At 61.0% G+C, this 24,397-nt stretch carries 15 protein-coding genes and 3 pseudogenes; 10 read left to right on the forward strand and 8 right to left on the reverse strand.

Annotated elements, in window-relative coordinates:
• Nucleotides 1-3: 3 nt before the first annotated feature.
• The 3 genes and pseudogenes from QZH45_RS03185 to QZH45_RS03195 all read left to right on the forward strand — a co-directional run bounded on the left by QZH45_RS03185 (nucleotide 4) and on the right by QZH45_RS03195 (nucleotide 1,144).
• On the forward strand, nucleotides 4-282 hold the full coding sequence (locus tag QZH45_RS03185; RefSeq protein ID WP_024779860.1) for a hypothetical protein: 279 nt from the start codon (nucleotides 4-6) through the stop codon (nucleotides 280-282).
• Nucleotides 283-474: 192 nt separating this feature from the next.
• Complete coding sequence (locus QZH45_RS03190) at nucleotides 475-747, forward strand: type II toxin-antitoxin system HigB family toxin (RefSeq protein ID WP_237140498.1); 273 nt, start codon at nucleotides 475-477, stop codon at nucleotides 745-747.
• Nucleotides 744-1,144, forward strand: a pseudogene (locus QZH45_RS03195) (helix-turn-helix domain-containing protein). Before QZH45_RS03190 ends, QZH45_RS03195 begins: the two are co-directional and overlap by 4 nt.
• Before the next feature lie 18 nt (nucleotides 1,145-1,162).
• On the opposite strand, the gene selO reads toward QZH45_RS03195, so the two are convergent.
• From selO to QZH45_RS03220, 5 genes and pseudogenes are all read right to left on the reverse strand, one after another.
• Nucleotides 1,163-2,626 carry a protein adenylyltransferase SelO gene (selO, locus tag QZH45_RS03200; RefSeq protein ID WP_024779859.1) on the reverse strand — a complete coding sequence of 488 codons (1,464 nt, stop codon included), beginning with the start codon at nucleotides 2,624-2,626 and terminating at the stop codon, nucleotides 1,163-1,165.
• 35 nt (nucleotides 2,627-2,661) lie between these two features.
• Complete coding sequence (gene mscK, locus QZH45_RS03205) at nucleotides 2,662-6,024, reverse strand: mechanosensitive channel MscK (RefSeq protein WP_024779858.1); 3,363 nt, start codon at nucleotides 6,022-6,024, stop codon at nucleotides 2,662-2,664.
• Between the two features lie 36 nt (nucleotides 6,025-6,060).
• Nucleotides 6,061-7,803: a potassium/proton antiporter gene (locus QZH45_RS03210; RefSeq protein ID WP_024779857.1), complete on the reverse strand. Its 1,743-nt coding sequence runs from the start codon at nucleotides 7,801-7,803 to the stop codon at nucleotides 6,061-6,063.
• Nucleotides 7,804-8,056: 253 nt separating this feature from the next.
• Complete coding sequence (locus QZH45_RS03215; RefSeq protein WP_392396950.1) at nucleotides 8,057-8,929, reverse strand: methyl-accepting chemotaxis protein; 873 nt, start codon at nucleotides 8,927-8,929, stop codon at nucleotides 8,057-8,059.
• Nucleotides 8,930-8,959: 30 nt separating this feature from the next.
• A pseudogene (locus tag QZH45_RS03220) lies at nucleotides 8,960-9,682 on the reverse strand (MCP four helix bundle domain-containing protein); the annotation flags it as partial.
• 257 nt (nucleotides 9,683-9,939) lie between these two features.
• Between QZH45_RS03220 and QZH45_RS03225 the strand changes: the two are divergent.
• From QZH45_RS03225 to QZH45_RS03240, 4 genes and pseudogenes are all read left to right on the forward strand, one after another.
• The gene (locus QZH45_RS03225; RefSeq protein ID WP_024779855.1) at nucleotides 9,940-10,170 is read left to right on the forward strand and encodes a hypothetical protein; all 231 of its coding nucleotides are present in this window, start codon (nucleotides 9,940-9,942) and stop codon (nucleotides 10,168-10,170) included.
• Nucleotides 10,167-10,469 (forward strand): cell division protein ZapA, encoded by a 303-nt coding sequence (locus tag QZH45_RS03230; RefSeq protein ID WP_024779854.1) that lies wholly within the window; start codon nucleotides 10,167-10,169, stop codon nucleotides 10,467-10,469. The genes QZH45_RS03225 and QZH45_RS03230 overlap by 4 nt, the downstream gene beginning before the upstream one ends.
• A 149-nt stretch (nucleotides 10,470-10,618) precedes the next feature.
• Nucleotides 10,619-11,650: pseudogene (locus QZH45_RS03235) on the forward strand (cache domain-containing sensor histidine kinase); the annotation flags it as partial.
• Nucleotides 11,651-11,779: 129 nt separating this feature from the next.
• Nucleotides 11,780-12,511: a methyl-accepting chemotaxis protein gene (locus tag QZH45_RS03240; protein ID WP_392396951.1), complete on the forward strand. Its 732-nt coding sequence runs from the start codon at nucleotides 11,780-11,782 to the stop codon at nucleotides 12,509-12,511.
• A 274-nt stretch (nucleotides 12,512-12,785) separates the two neighbouring features.
• Here the strand turns inward: QZH45_RS03240 and QZH45_RS03245 are convergent, their stop codons facing one another.
• Nucleotides 12,786-14,588 (reverse strand): acyl-CoA dehydrogenase, encoded by a 1,803-nt coding sequence (locus QZH45_RS03245; RefSeq protein WP_024779852.1) that lies wholly within the window; start codon nucleotides 14,586-14,588, stop codon nucleotides 12,786-12,788.
• A gap of 234 nt (nucleotides 14,589-14,822) precedes the next feature.
• Nucleotides 14,823-18,776 carry a trifunctional transcriptional regulator/proline dehydrogenase/L-glutamate gamma-semialdehyde dehydrogenase gene (gene putA / locus QZH45_RS03250; RefSeq protein ID WP_024779851.1) on the reverse strand — a complete coding sequence of 1,318 codons (3,954 nt, stop codon included), beginning with the start codon at nucleotides 18,774-18,776 and terminating at the stop codon, nucleotides 14,823-14,825.
• Nucleotides 18,777-19,235: 459 nt separating this feature from the next.
• On the opposite strand from putA, the gene putP reads away from it, so the two are divergent.
• Nucleotides 19,236-20,720, forward strand: a complete 1,485-nt coding sequence (putP, locus tag QZH45_RS03255; RefSeq protein ID WP_024779850.1) for a sodium/proline symporter PutP — start codon at nucleotides 19,236-19,238, stop codon at nucleotides 20,718-20,720.
• A gap of 89 nt (nucleotides 20,721-20,809) precedes the next feature.
• On the opposite strand, the gene QZH45_RS03260 is transcribed toward putP, so the two are convergent.
• On the reverse strand, nucleotides 20,810-21,304 hold the full coding sequence (locus QZH45_RS03260) for a DUF2165 family protein (protein WP_024779849.1): 495 nt from the start codon (nucleotides 21,302-21,304) through the stop codon (nucleotides 20,810-20,812).
• 262 nt (nucleotides 21,305-21,566) lie between these two features.
• Between QZH45_RS03260 and QZH45_RS03265 the strand changes: the two genes are divergently transcribed.
• Together QZH45_RS03265 and QZH45_RS03270 are read left to right on the forward strand one after the other, a co-directional pair.
• The gene (locus QZH45_RS03265) at nucleotides 21,567-23,624 is read left to right on the forward strand and encodes a type VI secretion system tip protein VgrG (protein WP_024779848.1); all 2,058 of its coding nucleotides are present in this window, start codon (nucleotides 21,567-21,569) and stop codon (nucleotides 23,622-23,624) included.
• Nucleotides 23,621-24,352, forward strand: coding sequence for a DUF4123 domain-containing protein (locus QZH45_RS03270; protein ID WP_024779847.1), 732 nt, complete (start codon nucleotides 23,621-23,623; stop codon nucleotides 24,350-24,352). Before QZH45_RS03265 ends, QZH45_RS03270 begins: the two co-directional genes overlap by 4 nt.
• The last annotated feature ends 45 nt before the right edge of the window (nucleotides 24,353-24,397 follow it).

A 24,397-nucleotide genomic window follows, 5' to 3' on the forward strand; every position in this document is an offset into this window, starting at 1 on the left:
CCCATGAGCCATCCTCGAGAACCTGTCACGCACGCACCGCAGGACAACCCCAATGACGACGGCTGGGTGCTCGGCACCGCCGGTCGCGACGAAGACCCGAACGCCGCTCCCGCCTATGCCATTGATCGCCGTCACGAACGAGACGAACTGACCCCCGAAGACGCCCGCGGCCTGCCCGGCTATCCCGAGAAAAAAACGCCGGCCAAGCCAACTGACAAGGATGCCACCGAGGCAGAGCCGGGAATCGAGACGCCTGAGCAGGGGAACGATAAGGTCGGGTAAGCGGGTTTTTTCATATCTGCTCAAATCTTTAAGTGAAGCCTCAACTTTCAGATAGCTAGGCTGAGTAGGACGGCGGCCTAGCCGTTTGTCTCTTCGGTTTAATCGCAATTTGCGATACTCCGATTCTGTGTTCAACTCCTCCATAGCAAAATGCGATAAGGACGTTGCATGCATGTGATCACTTAGAAGCGCATTTGGGAAGCAAAGGAGAGGTGCCCACGCGCAGCCGGTGCATTGGACCAATGGTATCGACTGATCAAGCGCAACAATCCGTCGGACTTCGCAGCGATGAAAGCCATTTTTCCCGCCACCGATAAAGTCGGCCCGCTGCATGTTTTTGATATTGGTGGAAACAAGTTGCGCCTGGTCGCTGTGGTTCGATACCGGTCTCAGCGCTCGTACATCAAATGTGTGCTGGATCATCAAGAATACGACAGAGGCAAGTGGAAGGAGGAAAGGGAATGAGTGCGCTAATAGAACAAGTGGCCGTCCACTGGGAGTTTGTGTCGCCTCTGCTGCGCAAACCCAAGGACGAAGAGGATTACGATCGGCTGGCCGGTGCTCTTGATGAATTGCTGGAGCGGGTGGGTGAAGATGAGGCACATCCGTTGATGAGCCTGGTGGACATCATTGGAGAATGGATCGAGGCCTGGGACCATCAGCACCGGCCCATGCCCAAGGCTAGCGGTGTCGAGGCGCTTCGTTATCTGATGCGCGAGCACGGCATGAGCCAGAGTGATTTGCCGGGCGTAGGTACCCAGTCGGTGGTTTCGGAAATATTGAGTGGCAAGCGTCAGCTCAACTTGCGGCAGATCGCTGGTTGGCCGAGCGCTTTGGCGTATCGGTCGAGACCTTCATCTGATGATCTCGCCGCAGGCATTCAGGACGAGCAACTGATCTCCAGATGCTTGCCCCACTCCGGCGGCCGTTGCGCATAGCTGTCCATGCCCGGTTGCTCCTCGAACGGACGGCTCAGCACCCTGTGCAGGCGGCGGACCTCTTCGTAGTCGCCTGATTCGGCGGCATCGATGGCGTTCTGTGCCAGATAGTTGCGCAGTACGTACAAGGGGTTCACCGCGTGCATACGGATCCGGCGCTGCTCTTGATCGACGCTGCCTTCACTGCCGACGCGAGCGATATAGAGCGCGCCCCAGGCGTCGAAACCCTTGAGGTCGACAAAGTCGTCCCGCAGCCTGGCGACGGCTTGTTCAGGCGACTGATCACCCAACCGGCGGAAGAACAGACTGTAGTCGACGCCGCTGTTCTGCATCAGTTGCAGCAGGCGCTCCACCAGTTTCTGGTCATCGTCCTCCGCTGTGGTCAGGCCGAGGCGACGGCGCATCAGGTCCAGGTAATGGGCCTGGTAAAGCGGCAGGTACAAGCCCAATGTCTCGCGCAGGGCTTCTACGCTGATGAACGGCGTCAGGGCCTGGGCCAGGGCACTGAGGTTCCACTGCCCGATGGGCACCTGGTTGCTGAAGGAATAGCGACCCTGGTCATCGGAGTGGTTGCAGATGAAGTTGGCGTCGAAGTCATCGAGGAAGGCAAACGGCCCGAAATCGAAGGTGATGCCCAGAATCGACATGTTGTCGGTGTTCATCACGCCATGGCAGAAGCCATAGGCCTGCCATTTAGCAATGAGTTCGGCGTTGCGCTCGACGATTTCGCGGAACATCGCCAGATACGGTTCCGGCTGTTCACGGCATTCGGCGAAATGCAGGTTCAGTACGTGCTCGGCGAGCGCGGCATGCAGCTCGGGTTTCTTGGTGTAATAGAAATACTCGAAATGACCGAAACGCACATGGCTCGGTGCCATGCGGAGCACCATGGCGGCGCGCTCCTGCTTTTCGCGCCACACCGGGGTGTCCGAACCGATCACGCACAAGGCACGGGTGGTGGGGATCCCCAAGGCGTGAAGCGCTTCGGATGCCAGGAACTCGCGGATCGAGGAGCGCAACACGGCCCGTCCGTCGCCCATGCGTGAGAACGGCGTCTGGCCCGCGCCCTTGAGGTGAAGGTCCCAGTGTTCGCCGGCTTCGTTGTACACCTCGCCCAGCAGCAAGCCTCGGCCATCACCGAGTTGCGGGTTGTAGTGGCCGAATTGATGTCCGGAATACACCATCGCCCGAGGCTCGGTTTCGGCCCATAACTTATGTCCGCCGAACAGCTCGGCGAACAGCGGTGCCTGGGCTTCGGCCGGTTCCAGGTCCAACAGCGCCATCGCGGCCGGGCTGGCGACCACCAGCCGTGGGTTGTCGATGGGTTCGGGCAACACATGGGCCGAAAAACCGTCACCCAGGCGGGCGAAGCGGTTATCGAATGACAAGGTTTCCAACGTTTTCATGGCCGTCTCCGGCGCGATGCCCGGGGCACCGCGCATCAGTCGAGTGTGTCTTGCGGCGGCTCTGGCACCGGCTTGATGCTGGCTGCGGTCGAGGGCACGGGCGCGATGTTTTTCTTGTCGGGTTCGGCGGGCACCAGCTTGTATTCCTGGTCGTTGACGTTCTTCAGGTGGACTTCCAACTGCCGGAAGGCGATGTTGATGTGCTCCTTCTTGAACTCACGGTTGATGAAGCGGTTGATCTCGTCCAGCACCGGGTTGCGGTCGCCGAGATCGCGCACATGCATGCGCAACTCGTGATCCAGGGTGCTTTCCCCGAAGTTCAGGAAATACACGATCGGTTCCGGTTCCTTCAGCACCCGTGGGTTGTCGCGGGCGGCCTTGAGCAGCAGCTCCCGCACCCGATCCAGGTCCGAGCCGTAGTCCACGCCGAGTTTCAGGGTTACCCGGGTGACGGTGTCGGTCAACGACCAGTTGATCAACTGCCCGGTGATGAAGGTTTTGTTCGGGACGATGATGTCCTTGCGGTCGAAGTCGGTGATGGTGGTCGCGCGGATGCGGATCTTGCTGACGGTGCCCGACAGGTTGCCGATGGTAATGGTGTCGCCGATCCGTACCGGGCGCTCGAACAGGATCATGATCCCGGAAATGAAGTTGGCGAAGATTTCCTGCATGCCGAAGCCCAGGCCCACCGATAGCGCGGCCACCAACCACTGCAACTTGTCCCAACTCACGCCCAGGGTGGATAGGGTGGTGACGAAGCCGACGCCGGCGATCACGTAGGACAGCAGCGTGGTGGTGGCATAGGCGCTGCCCTGGGCCAGGTTCAGTTTCGACAGGACGAACACTTCCAGGAGGCCTGGCAGGTTGCGCGCCAGGGCGAAGGTGATGCCGATGATGATCAGCGCACCGAGCAAGTCGCCGATGCTGATGGGCACCATGCTCATGTTGACGCCGGTGCCGCTGGTGTATTCGTAGAGGGTGATGTTGTCCAGGTACGAGAATACGCTGATCAGGTCCGACCAGACCCAGTAAAGCGCGGCGATGAAGCCGCCCAGCAGGGCCAGGCGGATCAGGCGCAGGGACTGCTCGTTGACCTTCTCGATATCCAGGGTCGGCTCCTCGACCACGGCTTCACCATCGCCGGCTTCCTTGGCCGCCTGGCGCTTGGCCAGGGCGCGCTGGTAGGCCAGGCGCCGGGCCGCGACCGACAGGCCGCGAACGAAGGTGGCCTCGATCACCAGCCAGAACATCAGCAGGTACAGGGTATTGATCAGCCGGTCGCTGAGCTTCAGCGCGGTGTAGTAGTAGCCGAAGCACACCGCCACGAACAGCGCGATGGGCAGTGCGGTGAAAATAACCCCGACGGCCTTGCGGAACAGGGAGGCATTGCGGTGGGTCGGGCTGCTGAGCAACAGGCGGCTGAGCAGCCAGGCCATCAAGGCATAACAGGTCAGTACCACTGGCATGCCCAACACGTCGTCGGCCAGTGTCGAAGGCTGCAACTCGGCCACCGCCACCACGGCTACCAGCGCCAGTACCACCAGCCCGAGCCGACGGATCCAGCCCTGAAGGAACTCGACTTGCGGTTTCTCCCAGCGGAAATGCAACTCAGCCACGCCGCCGGGAGCCAGAATGCGATAGGCGGTATAGAACACCAGCCAGGCTTGGCCGATCTGCAACAGCGCCGCGCCGAGGTTGGCGTTCTGGCCGCGGGCATCGATTTGCAAGGCAAAACCACACAGGGCCAGTGCCAGGGCGACCGGCATCGCCAACAGGATGTTGATCAGGATCGCCTGGGGTGTGTGCCACTGGCTGTCGCGCTTGAAGTGGCCCACGTCCTGGTGAACTTTGCTCAACCGTGCATAGAGATGCTTGCGCCGCCACAGCAATGCACCGATCAGCAGAGCCAGGGGCAGGAACAGCAGCGGCCGCTGTGTCAGGCCGTCGGCCAGTTCACTGAGGCTCGAGGTCCAGGGCAACGAGTCGACCTGTTTTTCCAGGCGAGCCGGCACACCTCGCATCCATTCGAAATCCAGCGGTTTGTTGCTGGGGATCCAGAACATTTGCTCTTCGAGTGTCGCCCGCAGGTTTTGCGCAGTGCTGAGCAATTGTTTCTGATTGAGTTGCAGGGTGATGGATTCGTTGAGCACCGCGCTCAACTCGCGGCTCAGGCGTTCCAGCAGGTCGACGCGGGTCAGGGCCAGGTCCAGCAAGGTCTTGCGCAGCTGCGGCGTGACCTGCTCCGACGGCTGGGACGCCAACAGGCTGTCCACATAGGCGCTCGGATTGTTCAGCAGCTCCCGTTGCTGGCTGACTTCGAACTGGTACAGGCGGATGTCCGCGATCTGGTCTGCGAGGTTCTGGTCCAGCTTCAGGCGCGGCAGGGTCTGGCGCTGCTTATAGAGGATCTTGGAGAGCAACAGGCTGCCTTTGAGCACACTGATCTGTTCATCCAGGGCTGCGTCGGTCTGGGTGACGCTGTCCAGCAGCTGCTTGGTCTGCAGGTTCTGCTGGGTCACCTCGTTGAGGCGGTCGGTACTTTTGAGCAGGTAGTCGGAGAGCTTCAGGTTGGTCGCGCTTTCGGTTGCCAGCAGGCTGCTGCCGCCGGCCTTCTGGACTTCGATGGACTGCTGGGTCACCGTCTCCTGGGATTGGGCCAGGCGTTTCTGGTTGATCAGGTTCTGCAGGTCCTGGATTTCCTGCTCCATGCGGGAAATTTTTTCCATCAACAAGTCGTGCTGGCCGTTGCCCAGGTCCTGCAGTTGACTGTTGCCGGCCAGTTCCTGGCGGCGCAACGGGATCAACGCGTTCAGGGCTGCCAGTTCGGCGTTGAGCTGGTCGCGCTGTTCGGCGCTCAGGGGTTTGCCGGCGTCCCTGCCTGCCTTGAGGATGGAGTTGATCTGTTGGATGCGGGTCTGGCTGCTGGCGATTTCGGCCTGGGCGCGCTCGGGGCGGGTCTGGGCGGTGATGATCAGGCTATTGGCGTCGGCGAGGGCTTTTTGCAGGTCGCTCTGTTGGGTAGAGCGTTCCGTCAGCATTTGCTCGAGCTGGGAAATCGGCAGGTTGGCATAGCGCTGCGCCACGGGTACCACGGCGGTGTTCTTGAGCTTTGCCAGCTCCCGCTGGTTTTCGATGTTCTGTTTCGGCGCGCTGGCCAACTGTTGCTTGAGGGCGAGGAGCTTGCGTTCGTAGTCGGCCTTGCTGGCGAGCTGGGCCAAGGTATCCTGCAACACGGCTTGCAAGGCTTTCTGGTCGGCTTCCGGCAGTTTGCGGTCGGCAATCTTGTCCAGGCTGGCCTGCACCGAGTCGCTGGTGGGCGGTTCAGCAGCCTGCAGCGTGCAGACGGAAAGACTCAGGCCCAGCAGGGCGATGGCGAAGAGGGAGCGCAGGGTAGGCATAGAGACCGGACGAGCAAATTAAAGAATGGGAGCAGTTTAGAGGAACAAGCCGGGACCCGGGCGACTTCCTTCGGGGAATCTGACGCCCACTTTGCCGATCTTGTTCCCGTCCATGACCGCGACGGTCCACAAGGTGTTGTTCCAGTCCACCTGGTCGCCGACCACCGGTGCGCCACCGACTTTCTGGGCAATGAAGCGGCCCAGGGACATGTCCGGATCGATGCCGTCCAGTTGCAGGCCGTACAGGGCGGCAACCGCGGCCAGTTGGGCGTCTCCTTCGAGTACGAAGTCACCGAAGAAGCGCAGATCCAGGCCCCGTTGCGGCGCCTGGCTGAAGAGTTTTCCAAGGGCCGGCAGGTCATGTTCATGGCCGATCACGCAGAGCAGATCATCGGTTTCCAGCACCGTACTACCCGACGGATGGAGCAGTTGCTGGCCACGAAACAGCGCCGCGATACGGGTGCCATCGGGCATTTTCAGGTCTCGCAGGGGCGAACCGATGCACCATTTTTCCGCTCCGAGGCGATAAATGAACAGCTCCCACTCGCTGGTGACATGAACCTCCAGCGCAGCCCGGGAAATCGGCAAGGGCTCCGGCGGGACGGTGACGTGCAGCAGCTTGGCAACCCAGGGCAGGCTCGTGCCCTGGACCAGCAACGACACCAGCACGATGAAGAACGCGAGGTTGAAATAGAGCTGGGCGTGGGGCAGGCCGGCCATCAGCGGGAACACCGCCAGGATGATCGGCACCGCGCCACGCAGGCCGACCCAGGAGATGAAGGCCTTCTCGCGACCATGGAAGGCCTTGAAGGGCAGCAGGCCGACGATGACCGACAGCGGCCGTGCGAACAGGATCATCCATAACGCGAGGCCCAGGGCGGGCAGGGCGATCGGCAACAGGTCATGGGGCGTCACCAGCAGGCCCAGCACCAGGAACATGCCGATCTGCGCCAGCCAGGCCATGCCATCGAGCATGTGCAGGATGCCGTGGCGACTGCGCACCGGGCGATTGCCGATGACCAGGCCGCACAGATACACCGCCAGGAAACCGCTGCCGTGCAATGCATTAGTGAGAGCGAACACGGCCAGGCCGCCGCTGATGACGAGAATGGGGTAGAGGCCGTTGGCCAGGTTGATCCGGTTGACCAGTTGCAACATCAGCCAGCCACCGCCCAGGCCGAGCACGGCACCGCTGCCGAACTCACGCACCAGATGCCCCACCAGGTTCCATTCCAGGTCGGTCTGGCCGCTGGCGAGCATGCCGATCAAGGTCACGGTCAGGAACACCGCCATGGGGTCGTTGCTGCCGGACTCGATCTCGAGGCTGGCGCTGACCCGCTCGTTCAGGCCTTTGCCGCCTAGCAGCGAGAACACTGCCGCGGCATCGGTCGAGCCGACAATGGCGCCGATCAACAGACCCTGGATCAGGTTCAGATTGAACAGCCACGCCGCCGCCAGGCCGGTCAACCCGGTGGTGATCAGCACCCCGACCGTTGCCAGCGACAGCGCCGGCCACAGGGCCACCCGGAAACTCGAAACCCGGGTACGCAAGCCACCGTCCAACAGAATGACGGCCAGCGCGAGGTTACCGACCAGATAGGCCGTGGCGTAGTTGTCGAAAAGAATACCGGCACCATCGACACCGGCGGCCATGCCCACGGCCAGGATGATCACCAGGATCGGGATGCCCAGGCGGGACGAAAGAGAACTGACCAGGATGCTCGCACCCACCAGCAACGCGCCGATCAAGAACAGGCTGTTGATGGTCGTCGCAGTCAAAGGCAGTACTCCGGAAAAACTGAAAGACGGGCACGGACTGACCATGCAGTCTGCGTGCCAGCGATTCTAACCTGTTGAAATGTGATGCTGTCAAAAAAGGTTTGGCTTGCCTTCAGGGGGCGGAGATTTTTCGCTGCGGTGGGAGCAAGGCTTGCCCGCGATGAGGCCGAAGCAGGGCCCAGGAAGCGTGGTGCCTTCATCGCGGGCAAGCCTTGCTCCCACAGAGGAGAGCAAAGCCCGCAACGCGAACAGGTCAGAGGCTGAAGCGCCCCACCATGCTGTTCAAGTCCACCGCCAGGCGCGACAGTTCGGCACTGGCGGCGCTGGTCTGGTTGGCGCCGGTGGCCGATTGCACCGACAGGTCGCGGATGTTCACCAGGTTGCGGTCCACTTCACGAGCCACCTGGGCCTGTTCTTCGGCGGCGCTGGCGATCACCAGGTTGCGTTCGTTGATTTCGACGACGGCGGTGTTGATGGTGTCCAGGGACATGCCGGCGCCGCGGGCGATGTTCAGCGTCGACTCGGCACGTTCGGTGCTGTGGCGCATCGAGTCCACGGCCTGTTCGGTGCCGCTCTGGATGCTGCCGATCATGCGCTCGATCTCGCTGGTCGACTGCTGAGTGCGATGTGCCAGGGCGCGCACTTCATCCGCTACCACCGCAAAGCCGCGACCGGCTTCACCGGCACGGGCGGCTTCGATGGCGGCGTTCAGGGCCAGCAGGTTGGTCTGGTCCGCCAGGCCGCGGATCACGTCCAGCACTTTGCCGATGTCGCGGGACTCGTCGGCCAGGTTGCCGATCAGCGTGGCGGTGCCTTGCACATCAGCGCTCATGCGCTCGATGGCACTGACGGTTTCCTGCACCAGGTCCCGTCCATCGCCCACGGACGTGGTGGCGTGTTTCGACGCTTCGGACGTGCTGACCGCATTGCGCGCCACTTCTTCCACGGCACTGGTCATTTCGTTGACCGCGGTGGCGGCCTGTTCGATTTCGTTGTTCTGCTGGGTCAGGCCACGAGCGCTTTCGTCGGTGACGCTGTTGAGTTCTTCGGCGGCGGAAGCCAATTGGGTGGCTGAGCCGGAAATCCGCTGCAAGGTGTCGCGCAGTTTTTCCTGCATGGTCGCCATCGCCCGCAGCAGGCGACCGGCTTCGTCGTTGCCATCCACGGTGATCGGTCGGGTCAGGTTGCCCTTGGCAATTTCCTCGGCGGCGTTCAGGGCGCTGCCAATGGGTTGGGTGATGCTGTTGGTCAGCAGCCAGGCGAAGAGCAGGGTCAGGCCGGTAGCGATGACCAGCAGGGCGACGACCCAGTTGAAAGCGGTCGAGTACTGTTGCGTCGCACCTTGGTTGAGCGCTTCGGCTTGCTGATTGTTGATCTCCATCAGCCGGTTGATGACTACGTTGATGGCGTCGGAATTACTCAGTAGCTCAGTGTTGAGCAGTGTGCGCAATTCATCGACTTGATTGTTGCGTGACAGCGTCTTCATCCGCTCTTCGAGCTGACGGTACTGCCCCAGCAGCTGCACATATTGGTCATAAGCGGCCCGCTCTTCAGGGGCGCTGATGAGTTTTTCGTAGGCGGCCTGGGCCGCGCGGATCTGCTGGTTGCGTTGTTCGAACAGCTCGAAGGTTTTCTGTTGGATATCCGGCTCGCGATTAACCAGCAAGCGATAAGACAATACGCGCAGGCGCAGGGTGAGCTGGGTGAATTCATCCAGGGCCTGGATGCTGGGCACGCTGTTCTCGACGATGTTTTCGCCGGAGCTGCGGATTTTGCTCATCTGGGTCAGGGCGAACACCCCAAGCGCCAGCATCAGGGCGCCGATCAGGGCAAACCCCAGGAACGCCCGCGGCGCGATATTCATATTACGTAGGGACATGGAAGGTTCCGGGAAGAGGCGCGTCCGTGCGGGCTTTGACTGATGACCAATGACTTATCGGTCATGGGACTGAAGTCTTGAGGCGGCTGCATGCTTTTGACGCAAAGCGACATTACCGGGCGACGAAGGGCAGGAACCAGATTGCCCATCCGCAGTCTCTACAGCTCGCCAGCGAAGCATCGTCGCCCTGCTAGCCATGGCATCGGCGGTGACTTTTCTTTATCGTACGCGCCCCTTGAAAAAGCCTGGAAATCAATATGTTGGAAACATCCCTCAGCCAGCTGGAGCAACTGGTCAATGACCTGGTGCAACAGAATCGCCACCTCACCGGCCTGAACGAAACCCTGAGCGCGGAACTTGCCAGGGCCAAGGATGAAAATGAAAGCCTGCAACTGAGCCTGATGGAACAGGAAGAACTCCATGGTGCTACCGCCGCTCGTATCCAGGCATTGATCGAGCGGGCCAGCACCGGCCCTGTCAGCGCATGAAGCACGGCGCTGACGGGGTGACGGTCGTTTCGATCCTGGGTGAGGACTATTCGATCAAAGCGCCGGCCGGGCAGGAACAGGCCCTGCTGGACGCCGCTGCAATGCTCAAGGCTGCCTTGGCCGATACCAAGAGAAAATACCCGACGCTGATCGGCGATCGTCTGCTGGTGTTGGCGGCAATGAACCTGTGCTCCCAGCAGATGGAAATGCAGAAGCAGCACCAGGCAGAACTCGACCGATATCAGGAGCAGGTCAGCGCCACGGTCGACGTCATTTCCAGGACTATCCAGCAAGCCTGAAAAATAATGTGAGTACACCCAGGAAATAGATTGTCGATAGGGTTGTATACAATCGGCACGGCTGTTGCAGCGTTTTCAGCATCTTAATTCCCTGGGGGTGCTTCATGTGGTTCTGGCGACGCAGTATTCAGTGGCAGTTGATTCTGGGCATGGGCACCGCCCTGCTGGTGAGTATTCTCATCGTGGTTGGCGTTTATACCCTCGTGGTCAATCGCCTTGCCCAGCAGTACCTCGTGGAGCAGGCATTGCCGTCGAGCATCGAAGCGACGCGCAATGACATCGAGCGAATTCTGGTCCAGCCGCTGACGGCCGCCAAGGACATCGCCAGCAACAGCATGGTGAAGGAGTGGCTGGCTGGGGGCGAAGACAGCGCGGCCACTGCCGGCTTCGTGCGTTACCTGGAGGGCATCCGCGCGGGGCATAACGCCTTTACTGCGTTGATTGCAGGTGCCGATTCCGGTCGCTATTACACGGAAAAAGGCCTGGATCGGACCCTCACCCGCAGCAACCCTTCCGATGCGTGGTTCTATTCCTTCCTGGATGGCAATCAAGCGCGAACCCTCAATATCGACAATGACACCGCCACGGGCGAGTTGACGTTGTTTATCGACCTCAAGGTCGAACAGGCCGGCAAGGTCGTCGGCATTGCCGGGCTTGGTCTGCGGCTCAAGGAGCTGTCGCAGTTGATCCACGATTTCAGCTTTGGCGAGCGCGGAAAAGTCTATCTGGTGCGATCCGACGGCCTGATCCAGGTACATCCCGAAGCACGGTTCAGTGGCAAGCGTCAGTTGGCCGAACAGATCGGTGCCCCCGCTGCCCAAGCCGTCATGGGGCAGAAGGGTCTTTCCAGCAGCGCATTCGTGCGCGACGGCGAAGAGTTTCTCGCCCTGAGTCTGCCGCTGCGTGACCTGGGCTGGACCCTGGTGGCCGAAGTGCCCCAGTCGCAGATCTATGCCGAGGCCCGTCGTGCCATGTGGATGAGCTGTTTTATCGGTCTGGGCGTGGCTTTTATATGCCTGCTCCTGGTGGTGCTGCTGGCTCGCGGATTGATCCGCCCGATTCGCCAGGTAACAGCGGCGCTGGTTGCTATCGGTAGCGGTGGTGGAGATTTGACTCACCGGTTAGATTCCAGTCGCGTCGATGAGCTGGGTGACCTGGCGCGAGGCTTCAATCGCTTCCTGGAACGCCAGCGAGACATGATCGGCGAAGTGCTCACCACCAGCGAGCGCCTGCGTACCGCTGTCGGCCAGGTAGCCCTTGTGGTGGACAACACTGCCCAGCGCTCCGGTCGGCAGCAGGAGATGACGGACATGGTTGCTACTGCCGTCCACGAAATGGGCCTGACAGTGCAGGAAATCGCCCAGAATGCGGGCAACGCCGCTGTTGCGTCTCAAACCGCCCGGGATGAAGCACTGCAGGCCCGGGAGGTGGTAGGTGGTTCGATTCGGCATATTGAGAGCATGTCCGATGAAATAGGCGTTGCGGCAGCGGCCGTGGGCGAGCTGGCGGATCAGGTGGCGTCCATTGATCAGGTGCTGGCGGTGATTCGCGGTATTTCTGAGCAGACCAACCTGCTGGCACTGAACGCCGCCATCGAAGCCGCCCGCGCCGGTGACATGGGACGAGGCTTTGCCGTAGTGGCCGATGAAGTCCGTACCCTGGCGCGACGGACCCAGACTTCCACTGACGAAATCCAGCAGATCATCGGTAGCCTCAAGCAAGGGGCGGAAAATGCGGTGTCGTCCATGCACATCGGGCAAGCGGCTACGGGGACCGGGGTGGAGTCGAGCCAGCGCACCGGTGTTTCGCTGACGGCGATCACTGGGCAGGTCGAGCGCATCAGCGACATGAATCATCAGGTGGCGACGGCTACTGAGGAGCAGTCGGCGGTGACTGAGGAGATCAACCGCAATGTACAGGGGATTTCTGATCTGGCTCGGGCTACGGCTGGGGAAGTCAGGGCTTGTCGCGAGGATTGCCAGACCTTGCAGCGCCTGGCGGATGATTTGGCTCGGCAGATGGGAGGCTTCAAGTTGAGCTGAGAGGAGGCACGCAGATGCCTATGTGGGAGCGGGCCTGCTCGCGAAGGCGTCCTGACAACCGCCCCTGCCTTTCATGTAAGCCGATCCAATTACAACGACGGAAAAAGATTAGCGAGAACCCTTCCCTCCCGACAACCGCCTAGGGTCGTCGGAATATTCGGCAGGGTTGTCCGACCATTCCCACAGATGTAGGTCGGCTGTAAGGCTGCCATCGCGAGCAGGCTCGCTCCCACAGAGGGGCTGGGTATAGCCGCAAGAGATAGACCGATCCGGCTCAGAACCACTCGTCCCGCATCTCCAGGCACGTGTCATCCCGTGCCTCCAGCAGCGCGAGCTCATGATGACAACCGGGCACTTCCCACGTCAGAAAATACCGCGCCGCCTGCAACTTGCCGTTATAGAAGTCGCTATCGGCTGCATTGCCCCTGGCGAGGCCTTCCTCGGCACGGATGGCCTGCTCCAGCCAGCGCCAGCCGATCACCATATGACCGAACACCTTGAGGTACAGCGCCGAATTGGCGAGGCTGCTGTTGACTTTGCCTTGGGCCAGGTCCGTCAGCAGGCCGAGGGTGACCGATTGCAGGCGCGCCACCAGGGCTTCCAGTGGCTGACGCAAGGGCGTCAATGATGCATGCGCCTGGGCGCGTTCGGTGGTGTCGGCTACCAGGCGGATCAGTTGCTTGAGCCCGGCGCCGCCGTTCTGCGCCAGTTTGCGTCCCAACAGGTCCAGGGACTGGATGCCGTGGGTGCCTTCGTGGATCGGGTTCAGGCGATTGTCGCGGTAATACTGCTCGACCGGGTACTCGCGGGTGTAACCATGGCCGCCGAGAATCTGGATCGCCAGTTCGTTGGCCTTCAGGCAGAACTCCGAGGGCCAGGATTTGACGATCGGGGTCAGCAAGTCCAGCAGTTCATGGGCCCGTCGACGCTCGGCTTCGCTTTCAAGGGTGGTGGTGTCGTCGAACAGCCGCGCCGCATACAGGCCCAGGTCGAACGAGCCTTCAACGTAGGCTTTCTGGGTCAGCAGCATGCGGCGCACGTCGGCGTGCTGGATGATCGCCACGGGAGTTGTGGTCGGGTCCTTGCTGTCGGGAACCCGCCCCTGTGGGCGTTCACGGGCATAGTCGAGGGAATACAGATAGCCGGCGTAACCCAGCATCACCGCGCCCATGCCGACGCCGATCCGAGCCTCGTTCATCATCTGGAACATATAGCTCAACCCGTGGTGCGGTTTTCCTACGAGGTAACCGACACACTCACCATTGTCACCAAAGTTCAGCGCCGTGGAGGTGGTTCCGCGCCAGCCCATCTTGTGGAACAGCCCGGCCAGGAGCACGTCGTTACGTTGGCCGATGCTGCCGTCATCGTTGACCAGGAACTTGGGCACGATAAACAGTGAGATGCCCTTAACGCCGGGCGGTGCGTCCGGCAGTTTCGCCAGGACCATGTGCACGATGTTTTCCGACAGCGGATGATCGCCTCCGGAAATGAAGATTTTGTTGCCCTTGAGTCGATAAGTACCGTCGGACGCCGGCTCTGCGCGTGTACGAATATCCGATAGCGAAGAGCCCGCATGGGGTTCGGTCAGAGCCATGGTGCCGAAGAAGCGACCCTCGATCATCGGCTGCAGGAAGCGGCGTTTCTGCTCTTCATCGCCGAAGCTCTCGATCAGGTTCGCGGCGCCCATGGTCAGGAATGGGTAGGAAGTCGAAGCGGCGTTGGCGGATTGAAAATGTGCGAAGCAGGCCTGGGACAGCAACGTGGGCAGTTGCATGCCTCCCGCCTCGAAACTGCGCGCGGCGTTGAGAAAGCCAGCCTCGAGGAAGGCGTCCACGGCCGGTTTCACTTCTGGAATGAGGATGGCCTGGCCGTCTTCGTAGCGTGGTTCGTTTTCATCATTCTTGCGGTTGTGCGGCGCGAAGTATCTCTCGGCGATGCTGCGGGCCGTGCCGATGGCCGCATCGAAGGTTTCGCGATTGTGCTCGGCGAACCGCTCGCGCTGGGTCAGGCCCTCGGCATCGAGGACTTCATACAGCTCGAAAGCCAGATTACGGGAACTGAGCAACGTCTCGGACATGGCGGCCTACCTTTCTTTGGAATGGGGCCGAGTCTAGAACCGGGAATAGAGGCTGAACAGGATGATTGATGGCAGTGATGGAGAGGTGAGGCCGACGCTAATCAATGTGGGAGCCTGCTCGCGATGACGGTTTGTCAGTCACAGCTGTTTTTGATGTGACTACGCTATCGCGAGCAGGCTCCCACACAAGGCTGTGCAGGCTGGGCAACCATTGCGGCTGCCCAGCCTAAGGCGTTAACCGATGGTCATCAGGCTGGCGTTACCACCCGCCGCAGCGGTGTTGACGCTCAATGCCCGCTCGATCACCAGGCGTTCCAGCGCAATGCCGGTTTCGCCCTGGGACAAGCCATGGACCCCGACGATGGCGCCGGCACGCTTGGCCACTTGCTGGCAAACGCTGCGCAGTTGATCCGAGTCGCCGTGATGCAGGACCGCGTCGTACACCACATCGTCCTTGGTCCAGTCGGAAACCCGCTGGATGCGTGACTGAATATCCTTCGGCAAACGGACGAACAAGGCCTTGCTCGTGTCGGTTTCCGGCCATACGGCCGAGCCACCCACGGCCAGTACGGCGGCCAGTTGCGTCAACAGATCGCCTTCCACGTCGGCCAGGCACAGTACATGTTCGCGTGGCAGGATGGCGTAGCTGTTACGTTCGCCGGTCGGGCCGGTCAACTGGCGGGTGATACCACTCTGGGACTGGGCCGCGAACTGCACGCACAGGGTGCTCAGTTCGGCGAGCTTCTGGCTGTCGGCCCAGGCTTGCAGGGCGGTCAGCGGTTTGCTCATGGCTTCGCGCAAGCGCACGTCCGGGGCGCTGGCGGCGTCGCTACGGACGAAGGATTGCTGGATCGCATCGGTAGGACGTGTCGACAGTAAACGGTACAGGTACAGCGGACCACCGGCCTTCGGACCGGTGCCCGACAGGCCTTCGCCACCGAATGGCTGTACACCGACCACGGCACCGACAATGTTGCGGTTCACGTAGACGTTGCCGGCATGGACGTTGTCGATCACCTTGGCGATAGTCTCGTCGATGCGGGTATGCACACCCAGAGTCAAGCCATAGCCGGAGGCGTTGATCTGGTTGATCAACTGGTCGAGCTCTTTGCGCTTGTAGCGCACCACGTGCAGCACCGGACCAAAGATTTCGCGTTGCAACTCATCGAAGCTTTCCAGTTCGATGAGGGTCGGCATCACGAACGTGCCGCGCTTGCACTCGTCGCTGTCGGCGATTGCCATCTGGTACACGGTGCGACCTTTGTCGCGCATGGCCTGGATGTGCTTCTCGATGCCGGCCTTGGCTTCGGCATCGATTACTGGGCCGATGTCGACGGACAGGCGCTCAGGATTGCCCAGGCGCGATTCGGCCATGGCGCCCTTGAGCATTTCGATGACACGGTCCGCGGAATCTTCCTGCAAGCACAGGACCCGCAAGGCCGAGCAACGCTGACCGGCGCTGTCGAAGGCCGACGACACTACGTCGATCACCACTTGTTCGGTCAGGGCCGAGGAGTCAACGATCATGGCGTTCTGGCCGCCGGTTTCCGCGATCAGCGGGATCGGGCGACCCTGGTTGTCCAGGCGACCGGCGATGTTGCGTTGCAGCAGTCGGGCGACTTCGGTGGAACCGGTGAACATCACGCCTTTGACCCGCTCGTCGCCCACCAATCGGGCACCGACGGTTTCGCCACGGCCCGGCAGCAGCTGCAGCACACCTTCCGGAATGCCGGCCTCGATCATCAGGCGTACGGCTTGGGCGGCAACCAGCGGCGTTTGTTCAGCCGGCTTGGCCAGTACCGGGTTGCCGGCGGCCAACGCGGCGGCGACCTGGCCGCTGAAGATTGCCAAGGGGAAGTTCCACGGGCTGATGCAGACCACAGGGCCCAGCGGGCGGTGGGCATCGTTGGTGAAGTCGTTGCGCGCCTGCACCGCGTAGTAGCGCAGGAAGTCCACCGCCTCACGGACCTCGGCGATGGCATTGGCGAAGGTTTTGCCGGCTTCACGGGCCAGCAGGCCCATCAGTGGCTGGATCTCGCCTTCCATCAGATCGGCGGCACGCTCGAGAATCGCAGCGCGCTCTGCCGGTGGTGTGGCTTGCCAGATCGGTGCGGCGTTGAGGGCGCACTGGATGGCGTTGTCGACGTCTGCAACCGTGGCTTCCTGCACGTGGCCGACCACGTCGCGGTGGTCGGATGGATTCAGCACCGGTGCCGGGGTTTCTTCGCTGGCGGCGCAACCGAGGATCGGTGCGGCTTTCCATTCGTTATGGGCTGTCGCCAGCAGGGCGCAGGACAGCGAGGCCAGGCGATGTTCGTTGGCCATGTCGATGCCGCTGGAGTTGGCGCGTTCGCTGCCGTACAGATCGCGCGGCAGTGGAATGCGTGGGTGCGGCAGGCCGAAACCGCCTTCCAGGGTCGCCATCTGTTCGATGCTGGCAACCGGGTCGGCCACCAGTTCCTGAATGGAAATCGACTGGTCGGCGATGCGGTTGACGAACGAGGTGTTGGCGCCGTTTTCCAGCAAGCGACGAACCAGGTAGGCCAGCAGCGTTTCGTGGGTACCGACCGGGGCGTACACGCGGCACGGACGGTTCAGCTTGCCTTCGGAGACCTTTCCTACAACCTGTTCGTACAGCGGTTCACCCATGCCGTGCAGGCACTGGAACTCATACTGACCCGGGTAGTAGTTCTGACCGGCGATGTGATAGATGGCCGACAGCGTATGGGCGTTGTGTGTGGCGAACTGCGGGTAGATGACTTCTGGCACCGACAGCAGTTTGCGTGCGCAAGCGATGTAGGAAACGTCGGTGTACACCTTGCGGGTATACACCGGATAGCCTTCCAGGCCCTCGACCTGGGCGCGCTTGATCTCGCTGTCCCAGTAGGCGCCTTTTACCAGGCGAATCATCAGGCGATGACGGCTGCGGCGAGCCAGGTCGATGACATAGTCGATCACATACGGGCAGCGCTTCTGGTACGCCTGGATCACGAAGCCAATGCCGTTCCAGCCGGTCAGCTTCGGCTCGAAGCACAGGCGCTCCAACAGATCCAGGGACAGTTCGAGACGGTCGGCTTCTTCGGCGTCGATGTTCAGGCCGATGTCGTATTGCTTGGCCAGCAGGGTCAGCGACAGCAGGCGCGGGTACAACTCGTCCATGACGCGTTCGTACTGGGCGCGGCTGTAACGCGGATGCAGGGCCGAAAGCTTGATGGAAATGCCTGGACCTTCATAGATCCCACGGCCATGGGAGGCTTTGCCGATGGAATGGATGGCTTGTTCGTACGAGGCCAGGTATTTCTGAGCGTCATGCTCGGTGAGTGCGGCTTCACCCAGCATGTCGTAGGAATAACGGAAACCCTTGGACTCGAATTTGCTGGCGTTGGCCAGGGCTTCGGCGATGGTCTCGCCGGTGACGAACTGTTCGCCCATCAAGCGCATGGCCATGTCGACACCCTTGCGGATCATCGGCTCGCCGCTTTTGCCAATGATACGGCTCAGGGAGGAAGTCAGGCCGGCTTCGTTGTGGGTGGCGACCAGCTTGCCGGTCAGCAGCAGGCCCCAGGTCGCGGCATTGACGAACAGCGACGGGCTATTGCCCAGGTGCGGTTGCCAGTTGCCGGTGCTGATCTTGTCGCGGATCAGCGCGTCACGTGTGCCTTTGTCCGGGATACGCAGCAGTGCTTCGGCCAGGCACATCAGCGCCACGCCTTCCTGGGATGACAGGGAGAACTCCTGCAACAGGCCCTGAACAATACCGGCACGGCCGCCGGCACTCTTCTGGTTGCGCAGTTTCTCTGCAATCGACGCCGCCAGCTTGTTGGTGGCTTCAGCCATTTCGGCCGGCAGGCGAGCCTGTTCGATCAGCATCGGCACCACTTCCGGCTCGGGGCGGCGGTAGGCGGCGGTGATGGAGGCGCGCAGCACCGATTGCGGCAGGATGCTTTCGGCAAATTCCAGGAAGCACTGGTGGGCGTGGTCGACCTGGACATCGCCAGCGTCGTCGCCGTCTGCGCGGACCGAGCCGTTCAGCTCGGTCAGGGTTGCACCACCCTCGAGTTTCTCCAGGTAATTGAAGATTGCCTGCTTGATCAGCCAGTGAGGCGTGCGATCAATCGAGGTAGCGGCCGCCTTGAGGCGTTCGCGGGTCGGGTCATCGAGTTTGACCCCAAGGGTGGTGGTAGCCATATTTTTATCCTCATGTTTACCACGTACGGCGTGGCATCAGCTGGCGCAAGATTAGCTGCGAGCTGATTGAGGTGCAACCGGGTGCAACCCTTTTTTTGACGAAATATCAGGCAGTCCGTCAGGAATAAAAACGTGGCAGGTCTATCTCGCACTGCCTTAGTGCTTTGGCTTCTAGCCGGACCTGATCGACTGCACTAAAAGGGAGCAAAAAAGCCGGTTTTTTCAAGAAAACCGATCAGGTGCAACTGATTTGAACGAAACTGGTTGCACCTTATTTCGTTTGTTGAATAGCATTCACAGCCAAGGTGCAACCGGTTCCAAGCCGAGGGGCATCGGCTGATGGCTTTCCTGGGGAAACATCAGTCATATATTCGCGGGTCTGCAAATCGTCGCCACGCGTCTGCGTTGTCGACGCTTTCTCTGCCACCGCTACATAAAAACAAAGCCAGGGCGTAACTCATGAGTGTTAGTAATCCCACCCTGATCACCTTCGTGATCTATATCGCAGCCATGGTCCTGATCGGTCTGATGGCTTATCGCTCCACCAACAACCTTTCCGATTACATCCTGGGCGGCCGCAGCCTGGGCAGCGTCGTGACGGCATTATCCGCCGGTGCCTCGGATATGAGTGGCTGGTTGTTGATGGGCTTGCCCGGTGCCATCTATATGTCCGGCCTGTCGGAAGGCTGGATCGCCATCGGCCTGATCATCGGTGCCTACCTGAACTGGCTGTTCGTGGCTGGTCGCCTGCGGGTGCAGACCGAGCATAACGGCGACGCTCTGACGCTGCCGGACTACTTTGCCAGCCGTTTCGAAGACAAGAGCGGTGTGCTTCGTATCATCTCTGCGGTGGTCATTCTGGTGTTCTTCACCATCTACTGTGCTTCCGGCATCGTGGCCGGTGCCCGCCTGTTCGAAAGCACCTTCGGCATGTCCTACGAGACCGCGCTGTGGGCCGGTGCAGCGGCGACCATCGCCTATACCTTCGTGGGTGGGTTCCTGGCCGTGAGCTGGACTGACACGGTACAAGCCACCCTGATGATCTTCGCGCTGATTCTGACGCCGATCATCGTGTTGCTGGCCACCGGCGGCGTGGACACCACGTTCCTGGCCATCGAGGCGAAAGACCCGACGTCGTTCGACATGCTGAAGAACACCACCTTCATCGGCATCATCTCGCTGATGGGCTGGGGCCTGGGGTATTTTGGCCAGCCGCACATCCTGGCGCGCTTCATGGCGGCTGACTCGGTCAAGTCCATCACCAAGGCCCGTCGCATCTCCATGACCTGGATGATCCTGTGCCTGGGCGGTACCGTGGCCGTTGGCTTCTTCGGTATCGCGTACTTCTCGGCACACCCTGAAGTTGCCGGTGCCGTGACCGAAAACCCTGAGCGCGTGTTCATCGAGTTGGCGAAGATTCTCTTCAACCCATGGGTTGCCGGTGTCCTGCTGTCGGCCATCCTGGCGGCGGTGATGAGCACTCTTAGCTGCCAACTGCTGGTGTGTTCCAGCGCCCTGACCGAAGACTTCTACAAGACCTTCCTGCGCAAGAGCGCATCCCAGGTGGAACTGGTCTGGGTCGGCCGTGCCATGGTGCTGCTGGTGGCGCTGGTCGCCATTGCCCTGGCGGCCAATCCGAGCAACCGTGTACTGGGTCTGGTGAGCTACGCCTGGGCCGGTTTCGGTGCCGCATTCGGTCCTGTGGTCCTGATCTCCGTGATCTGGAAAAACATGACCCGTAACGGCGCACTGGCCGGCATCCTGGTGGGTGCGATTACCGTTATCGTCTGGAAGCACTTCGAGCTGCTGGGCCTGTACGAAATCATTCCGGGCTTTATCTTCGCCAGCCTGGCCATCTATTTCGTCAGCAAGATGGGTACGCCTACCTCCGGCATGCTGCAGCGCTTCGAAGCGGCCGAAAAAGATTTCCGCCTGAACCAGTAAGCCTGTTTGGCGAGGCCTCGATGGCTCGCTGAAAGCTGTATCGAGAAACGGCCCGTCGCCAATGGAGACGGGCCGTTTCTTATTGGGTCTCAGTCTGGACTGGCATCGGGTTGATTGAGAAAGATCAAAACACCCAGTATCGCCATGTAGAACCTGAACGCGGCATCCTGGCCATTCCAGATTTCCGATTGCCACATCAGAAACCATTCGCCGCCGACGACCATGAAGCCAAAAAACCAGACGAAGAAGCCCATTGTCAGGCCGGCGATGACCCAGCGTTTGGCCTGCGTGAAAACCTTGCTATCAGCTCTGCGTGCCAGCCACAACTCCAGCGCGCCATAGCTCAACAACCCTGCCGTGATCGCTTCGCCGAGAATGATCAGCCAGTAGGCTCCATGCCACATCCATGGCTGGGCGATGGCGCGGTAACGGGCGGCGTTGTCCGGGAAGGTGGTGTCCATGCTCAGCACGTGCTGGACGAAGTTGAAATTGGAGCGGTAGTCCGTGACGTTGTTGAACACGGTCAGGAAGGCGAATGCGGCGAGTGCCAGGGTCATTGCGATTTTTGCGTAACGAGCCGTCATGGGGGCGTCCTTTGCTTTTTGCGACAAAGGCACGTTATCACGCCCGCGTGCAGTACCGAGGGCCGTCATGGTGTAAGAAATTGCTGAGCCATTCGTATGAAGGCCGGCCACGACGCAGAACGTGTCTATCGGAAAATACGCCGCGCTTTTGCGACTGTAATCTCCCTGTTTGTAAGGCAAATCTGTTTTTCATGACGTCCCGTCAACTCTCCGTGCGACTCATGCAGAATCCCCCATCTTTCATTCTGCTGAGATACATCGGATGTTCGCGCCTGCCAACCAACCGCGTTTCACCCTGACGCTCGACAGTGGGCCGAATGAACTCAAGGTACTTGAGTTCACGGGCCGGGAAACCATCAGCCAGCCCTATCGCTTTGACCTGGAACTGGTAAGTGAGCGACCGGACCTGGAACTGGAAGCGCTGCTGCATCGCCAGGCCTACCTGACCTTCGATCATCAGGGGCGTGGCATTCACGGTCAGGTCTACAGCGTGGCCCAGGGCGATTCGGGCAAGCGCCTGACCCGTTACCAGGTCAGTCTGGTGCCGCGCCTGGCGTACCTGCGTCACCGTATCAACCGGCGGATTTTCCAGCATTTGAGCGTGCCGTCGATCATTGCGCGGGTCTTGAAGGACCATGGCATCCATGGCGATGCGTTTCAGTTCAGCCTCAGCGGGCAATACCCCGAGCGGGAATACTGTGTGCAATTCGCTGAAAGTGATCTGGCATTCATCGAGCGCATCGGTGCCGAGGCTGGTATTCATTACCACTTCCGTCACAGTCCTGAAGGCCATCTGCTGGTTTTCGGTGACGACCAGACAGTGTTCCCCCGTTTGCCCGAATCGACGCTGTATCTGCCGGGCAGTGGCATGGCCGCCGGGGCGCCGTCGATCAAGCGGCTGGCTGTTCGACTCCAGACCCGGACCAGTGCGGTGACGCTGTGCGACTACGATTTCCGCAACCCCGGCCTGTCCTTGCAAACCAGCCTGGACAGCCGGCAGCAACCCGTGCTGGAGGACTATCGCTACCCCGGTCATTTTTCAGACCGCGAACATGGCCGGCACCTGACCCGGCGTGCGTTGGAGCGTCATGGCGCGGATTTGCGCCTGGCCGAAGGGCGCAGCGACCAAAGTGCTCTCGTCAGTGGGCATTTCATGCCAATCGATGGACACCCGCGCGGGCAGTGGAACGACCTGTGGCTGCTGACGCAGATCACCCACCGCGGTCGCCAGCCGCAAGTGTTGGAGGATACGGTTACGGAAGGCGCGGATGAATTCCAGGGCTACAGCAATACCTTTCTTGCGACGCCGTGGGACGTGTTCTTTCGTCCGCCGCTGCATCATGAGAAACCTCCAGCCCACGGTTATCAGCCAGCGGTGGTGAGCGGGCCTGTCGATAGCGAAATTCATTGCGACGAGTTCGGACGGGTCAAGGTGCAAATGATCTGGGACCGTGACGGCAAGCGTGACGAACATTCCAGTTGCTGGCTGCGGGTGGCCACCGGCTGGGCCCATGATCGATATGGCAGTGTGATGATTCCCCGGGTCGGCATGGAAGTCCTGGTGGGTTTCATGGATGGTGATGTGGACAGGCCGCTGGTGGTGGGTTGCTTGCCCAACGGTGCCAACCCGTTACCGCTGGATCTGCCGGCGGATAAGACCCGCAGCATATTGCGCAGCCAGAGCAGCCCTGGCGGCGGTGGTTACAACGAGCTGCGCATCGAGGATCGCAAGGGTGCCGAGGAGATCTACCTGCGGGCCCAGCGAAACTGGACCCAGCATGTGCTCCATGACCAGCGCGTGCAGGTCGATCATGAGCGCAGCGTTGTCGTCTCCGGCACGGCGCGGCATGAACTCAAGGCCGAAGAGTTGCGTGTCACCCATGGGCGGCGCCAGGTCGAAGTCCGGCAGGACGATCACTTGGTGGTGACTGGCGAACGGCACGTTCGAGTGACCAGCCAGGCGTTCACTGCCAGTCAGCATTTCCATGTCAGTGCTGGCCAGCAGATCGTGCTGGACGGCGGTGCCAGTGCGACCATTCAGGCCGGTGGCCACTGGATCAACATCGGTGCGGGAGGGATTACCAGCAGCGTGCCCATCGGGGTCGGGGGTGGGCCGATGGCGGCTACAAGAGCGGCGCCGGGTGCGCCGGGACATCCCGAGAGGCTTGTCGCGGCCGTGGCCGCTCCACTGTCGTGGGCGCAAATCCTCAGCCTGCAAGGCCAGGCGCCGTTTTGCGCAGAGTGTGAGCGGTGCAAGGACGGCGTCTGCGCACCGTTGCCCGCGTTTTCCAGGCCCGCTGATATTCAGGAGCGTCCATGAGTACGGGTCAGTCGCCCCACGCTTGGCTTCGACAGCGGCCGTTGCAAGCATCCGAGCAGCTCTTCGCCATCTTTAGCAACGCCAGCAGTGCCAAGCCATTGGCGGCCTGGGCACGCTCGATGGCATTGGTGCCCAGTCCGATCTGGGCGGGTACGGCTTACGCTGACTGGGAGCCCGTCATGCCCTATGTAGGCGCAGTCGCCGCAGACAGTGAATTTCTTCAATGGATCGAGACGACCGACTCGCTCGATTGGGGTTGGTTGGCAGTGTCTTCGGTGGGGCAGGAGGGCCTCGCTGAACATTTGCGTGGGCTCACCCAGGTTCTGTTGCCTGGCCGCCAATCGACTTTTTTCCGTTTTTGGGATGGGCGTTTCGTGCAACCTATCCTGCAGTCCGACAAAGTCGATGCCGGACAGCTACTGTCGGCGATCAGTCGTTGTCTGATCAATGGTCGGGCCTTGGAGATAGTGGGAAATGCTCAGCGGCCGCCCCGAACGTTCCCCTGGTGGGAGGTGCCGGCCGAGCTGTTGAAAGAATTGGCCGGCGGCCCGATGGACTGCCTGCTGGATAACCTGCTCAGGTGGTTGGACGAGGAGCATCCCTCCCTGTCCGAGCGGGTCGATGAGCGCATACTGCGGCGCAAGATCGCGCATTTTCTGGAGGTGCATGGGCCGGCCCCTGGGTCAAAAGCGCAATTGCATGGGTACTTGATGCAAGAGGTCGGCTGAGCGGATACCTGTGCCCGCTCAGCTGTGAAACCCTGACGTTCGACC

The organism is Pseudomonas corrugata, assembly GCF_050920615.1.
GTDB lineage: Bacteria > Pseudomonadota > Gammaproteobacteria > Pseudomonadales > Pseudomonadaceae > Aquipseudomonas > Aquipseudomonas corrugata.

Bases quoted from the DNA above. Each gene is read 5' to 3' on its own strand.
- QZH45_RS03185 (WP_024779860.1), top strand. From the start codon at position 4: ATGAGCCATCCTCGAGAACCTGTCACGCACGCACCGCAGGACAACCCC.
- selO (WP_024779859.1), bottom strand. From the start codon at position 2,626: ATGAAAACGTTGGAAACCTTGTCATTCGATAACCGCTTCGCCCGCCTG.
- mscK (WP_024779858.1), bottom strand. From the start codon at position 6,024: ATGCCTACCCTGCGCTCCCTCTTCGCCATCGCCCTGCTGGGCCTGAGT.
- QZH45_RS03215 (WP_392396950.1), bottom strand. From the start codon at position 8,929: ATGGCGACCATGCAGGAAAAACTGCGCGACACCTTGCAGCGGATTTCC.
- QZH45_RS03225 (WP_024779855.1), top strand. From the start codon at position 9,940: ATGTTGGAAACATCCCTCAGCCAGCTGGAGCAACTGGTCAATGACCTG.
- QZH45_RS03230 (WP_024779854.1), top strand. From the start codon at position 10,167: ATGAAGCACGGCGCTGACGGGGTGACGGTCGTTTCGATCCTGGGTGAG.
- QZH45_RS03240 (WP_392396951.1), top strand. From the start codon at position 11,780: ATGGTTGCTACTGCCGTCCACGAAATGGGCCTGACAGTGCAGGAAATC.
- QZH45_RS03245 (WP_024779852.1), bottom strand. From the start codon at position 14,588: ATGTCCGAGACGTTGCTCAGTTCCCGTAATCTGGCTTTCGAGCTGTAT.
- putA (WP_024779851.1), bottom strand. From the start codon at position 18,776: ATGGCTACCACCACCCTTGGGGTCAAACTCGATGACCCGACCCGCGAA.
- putP (WP_024779850.1), top strand. From the start codon at position 19,236: ATGAGTGTTAGTAATCCCACCCTGATCACCTTCGTGATCTATATCGCA.
- QZH45_RS03260 (WP_024779849.1), bottom strand. From the start codon at position 21,304: ATGACGGCTCGTTACGCAAAAATCGCAATGACCCTGGCACTCGCCGCA.
- QZH45_RS03265 (WP_024779848.1), top strand. From the start codon at position 21,567: ATGTTCGCGCCTGCCAACCAACCGCGTTTCACCCTGACGCTCGACAGT.
- QZH45_RS03270 (WP_024779847.1), top strand. From the start codon at position 23,621: ATGAGTACGGGTCAGTCGCCCCACGCTTGGCTTCGACAGCGGCCGTTG.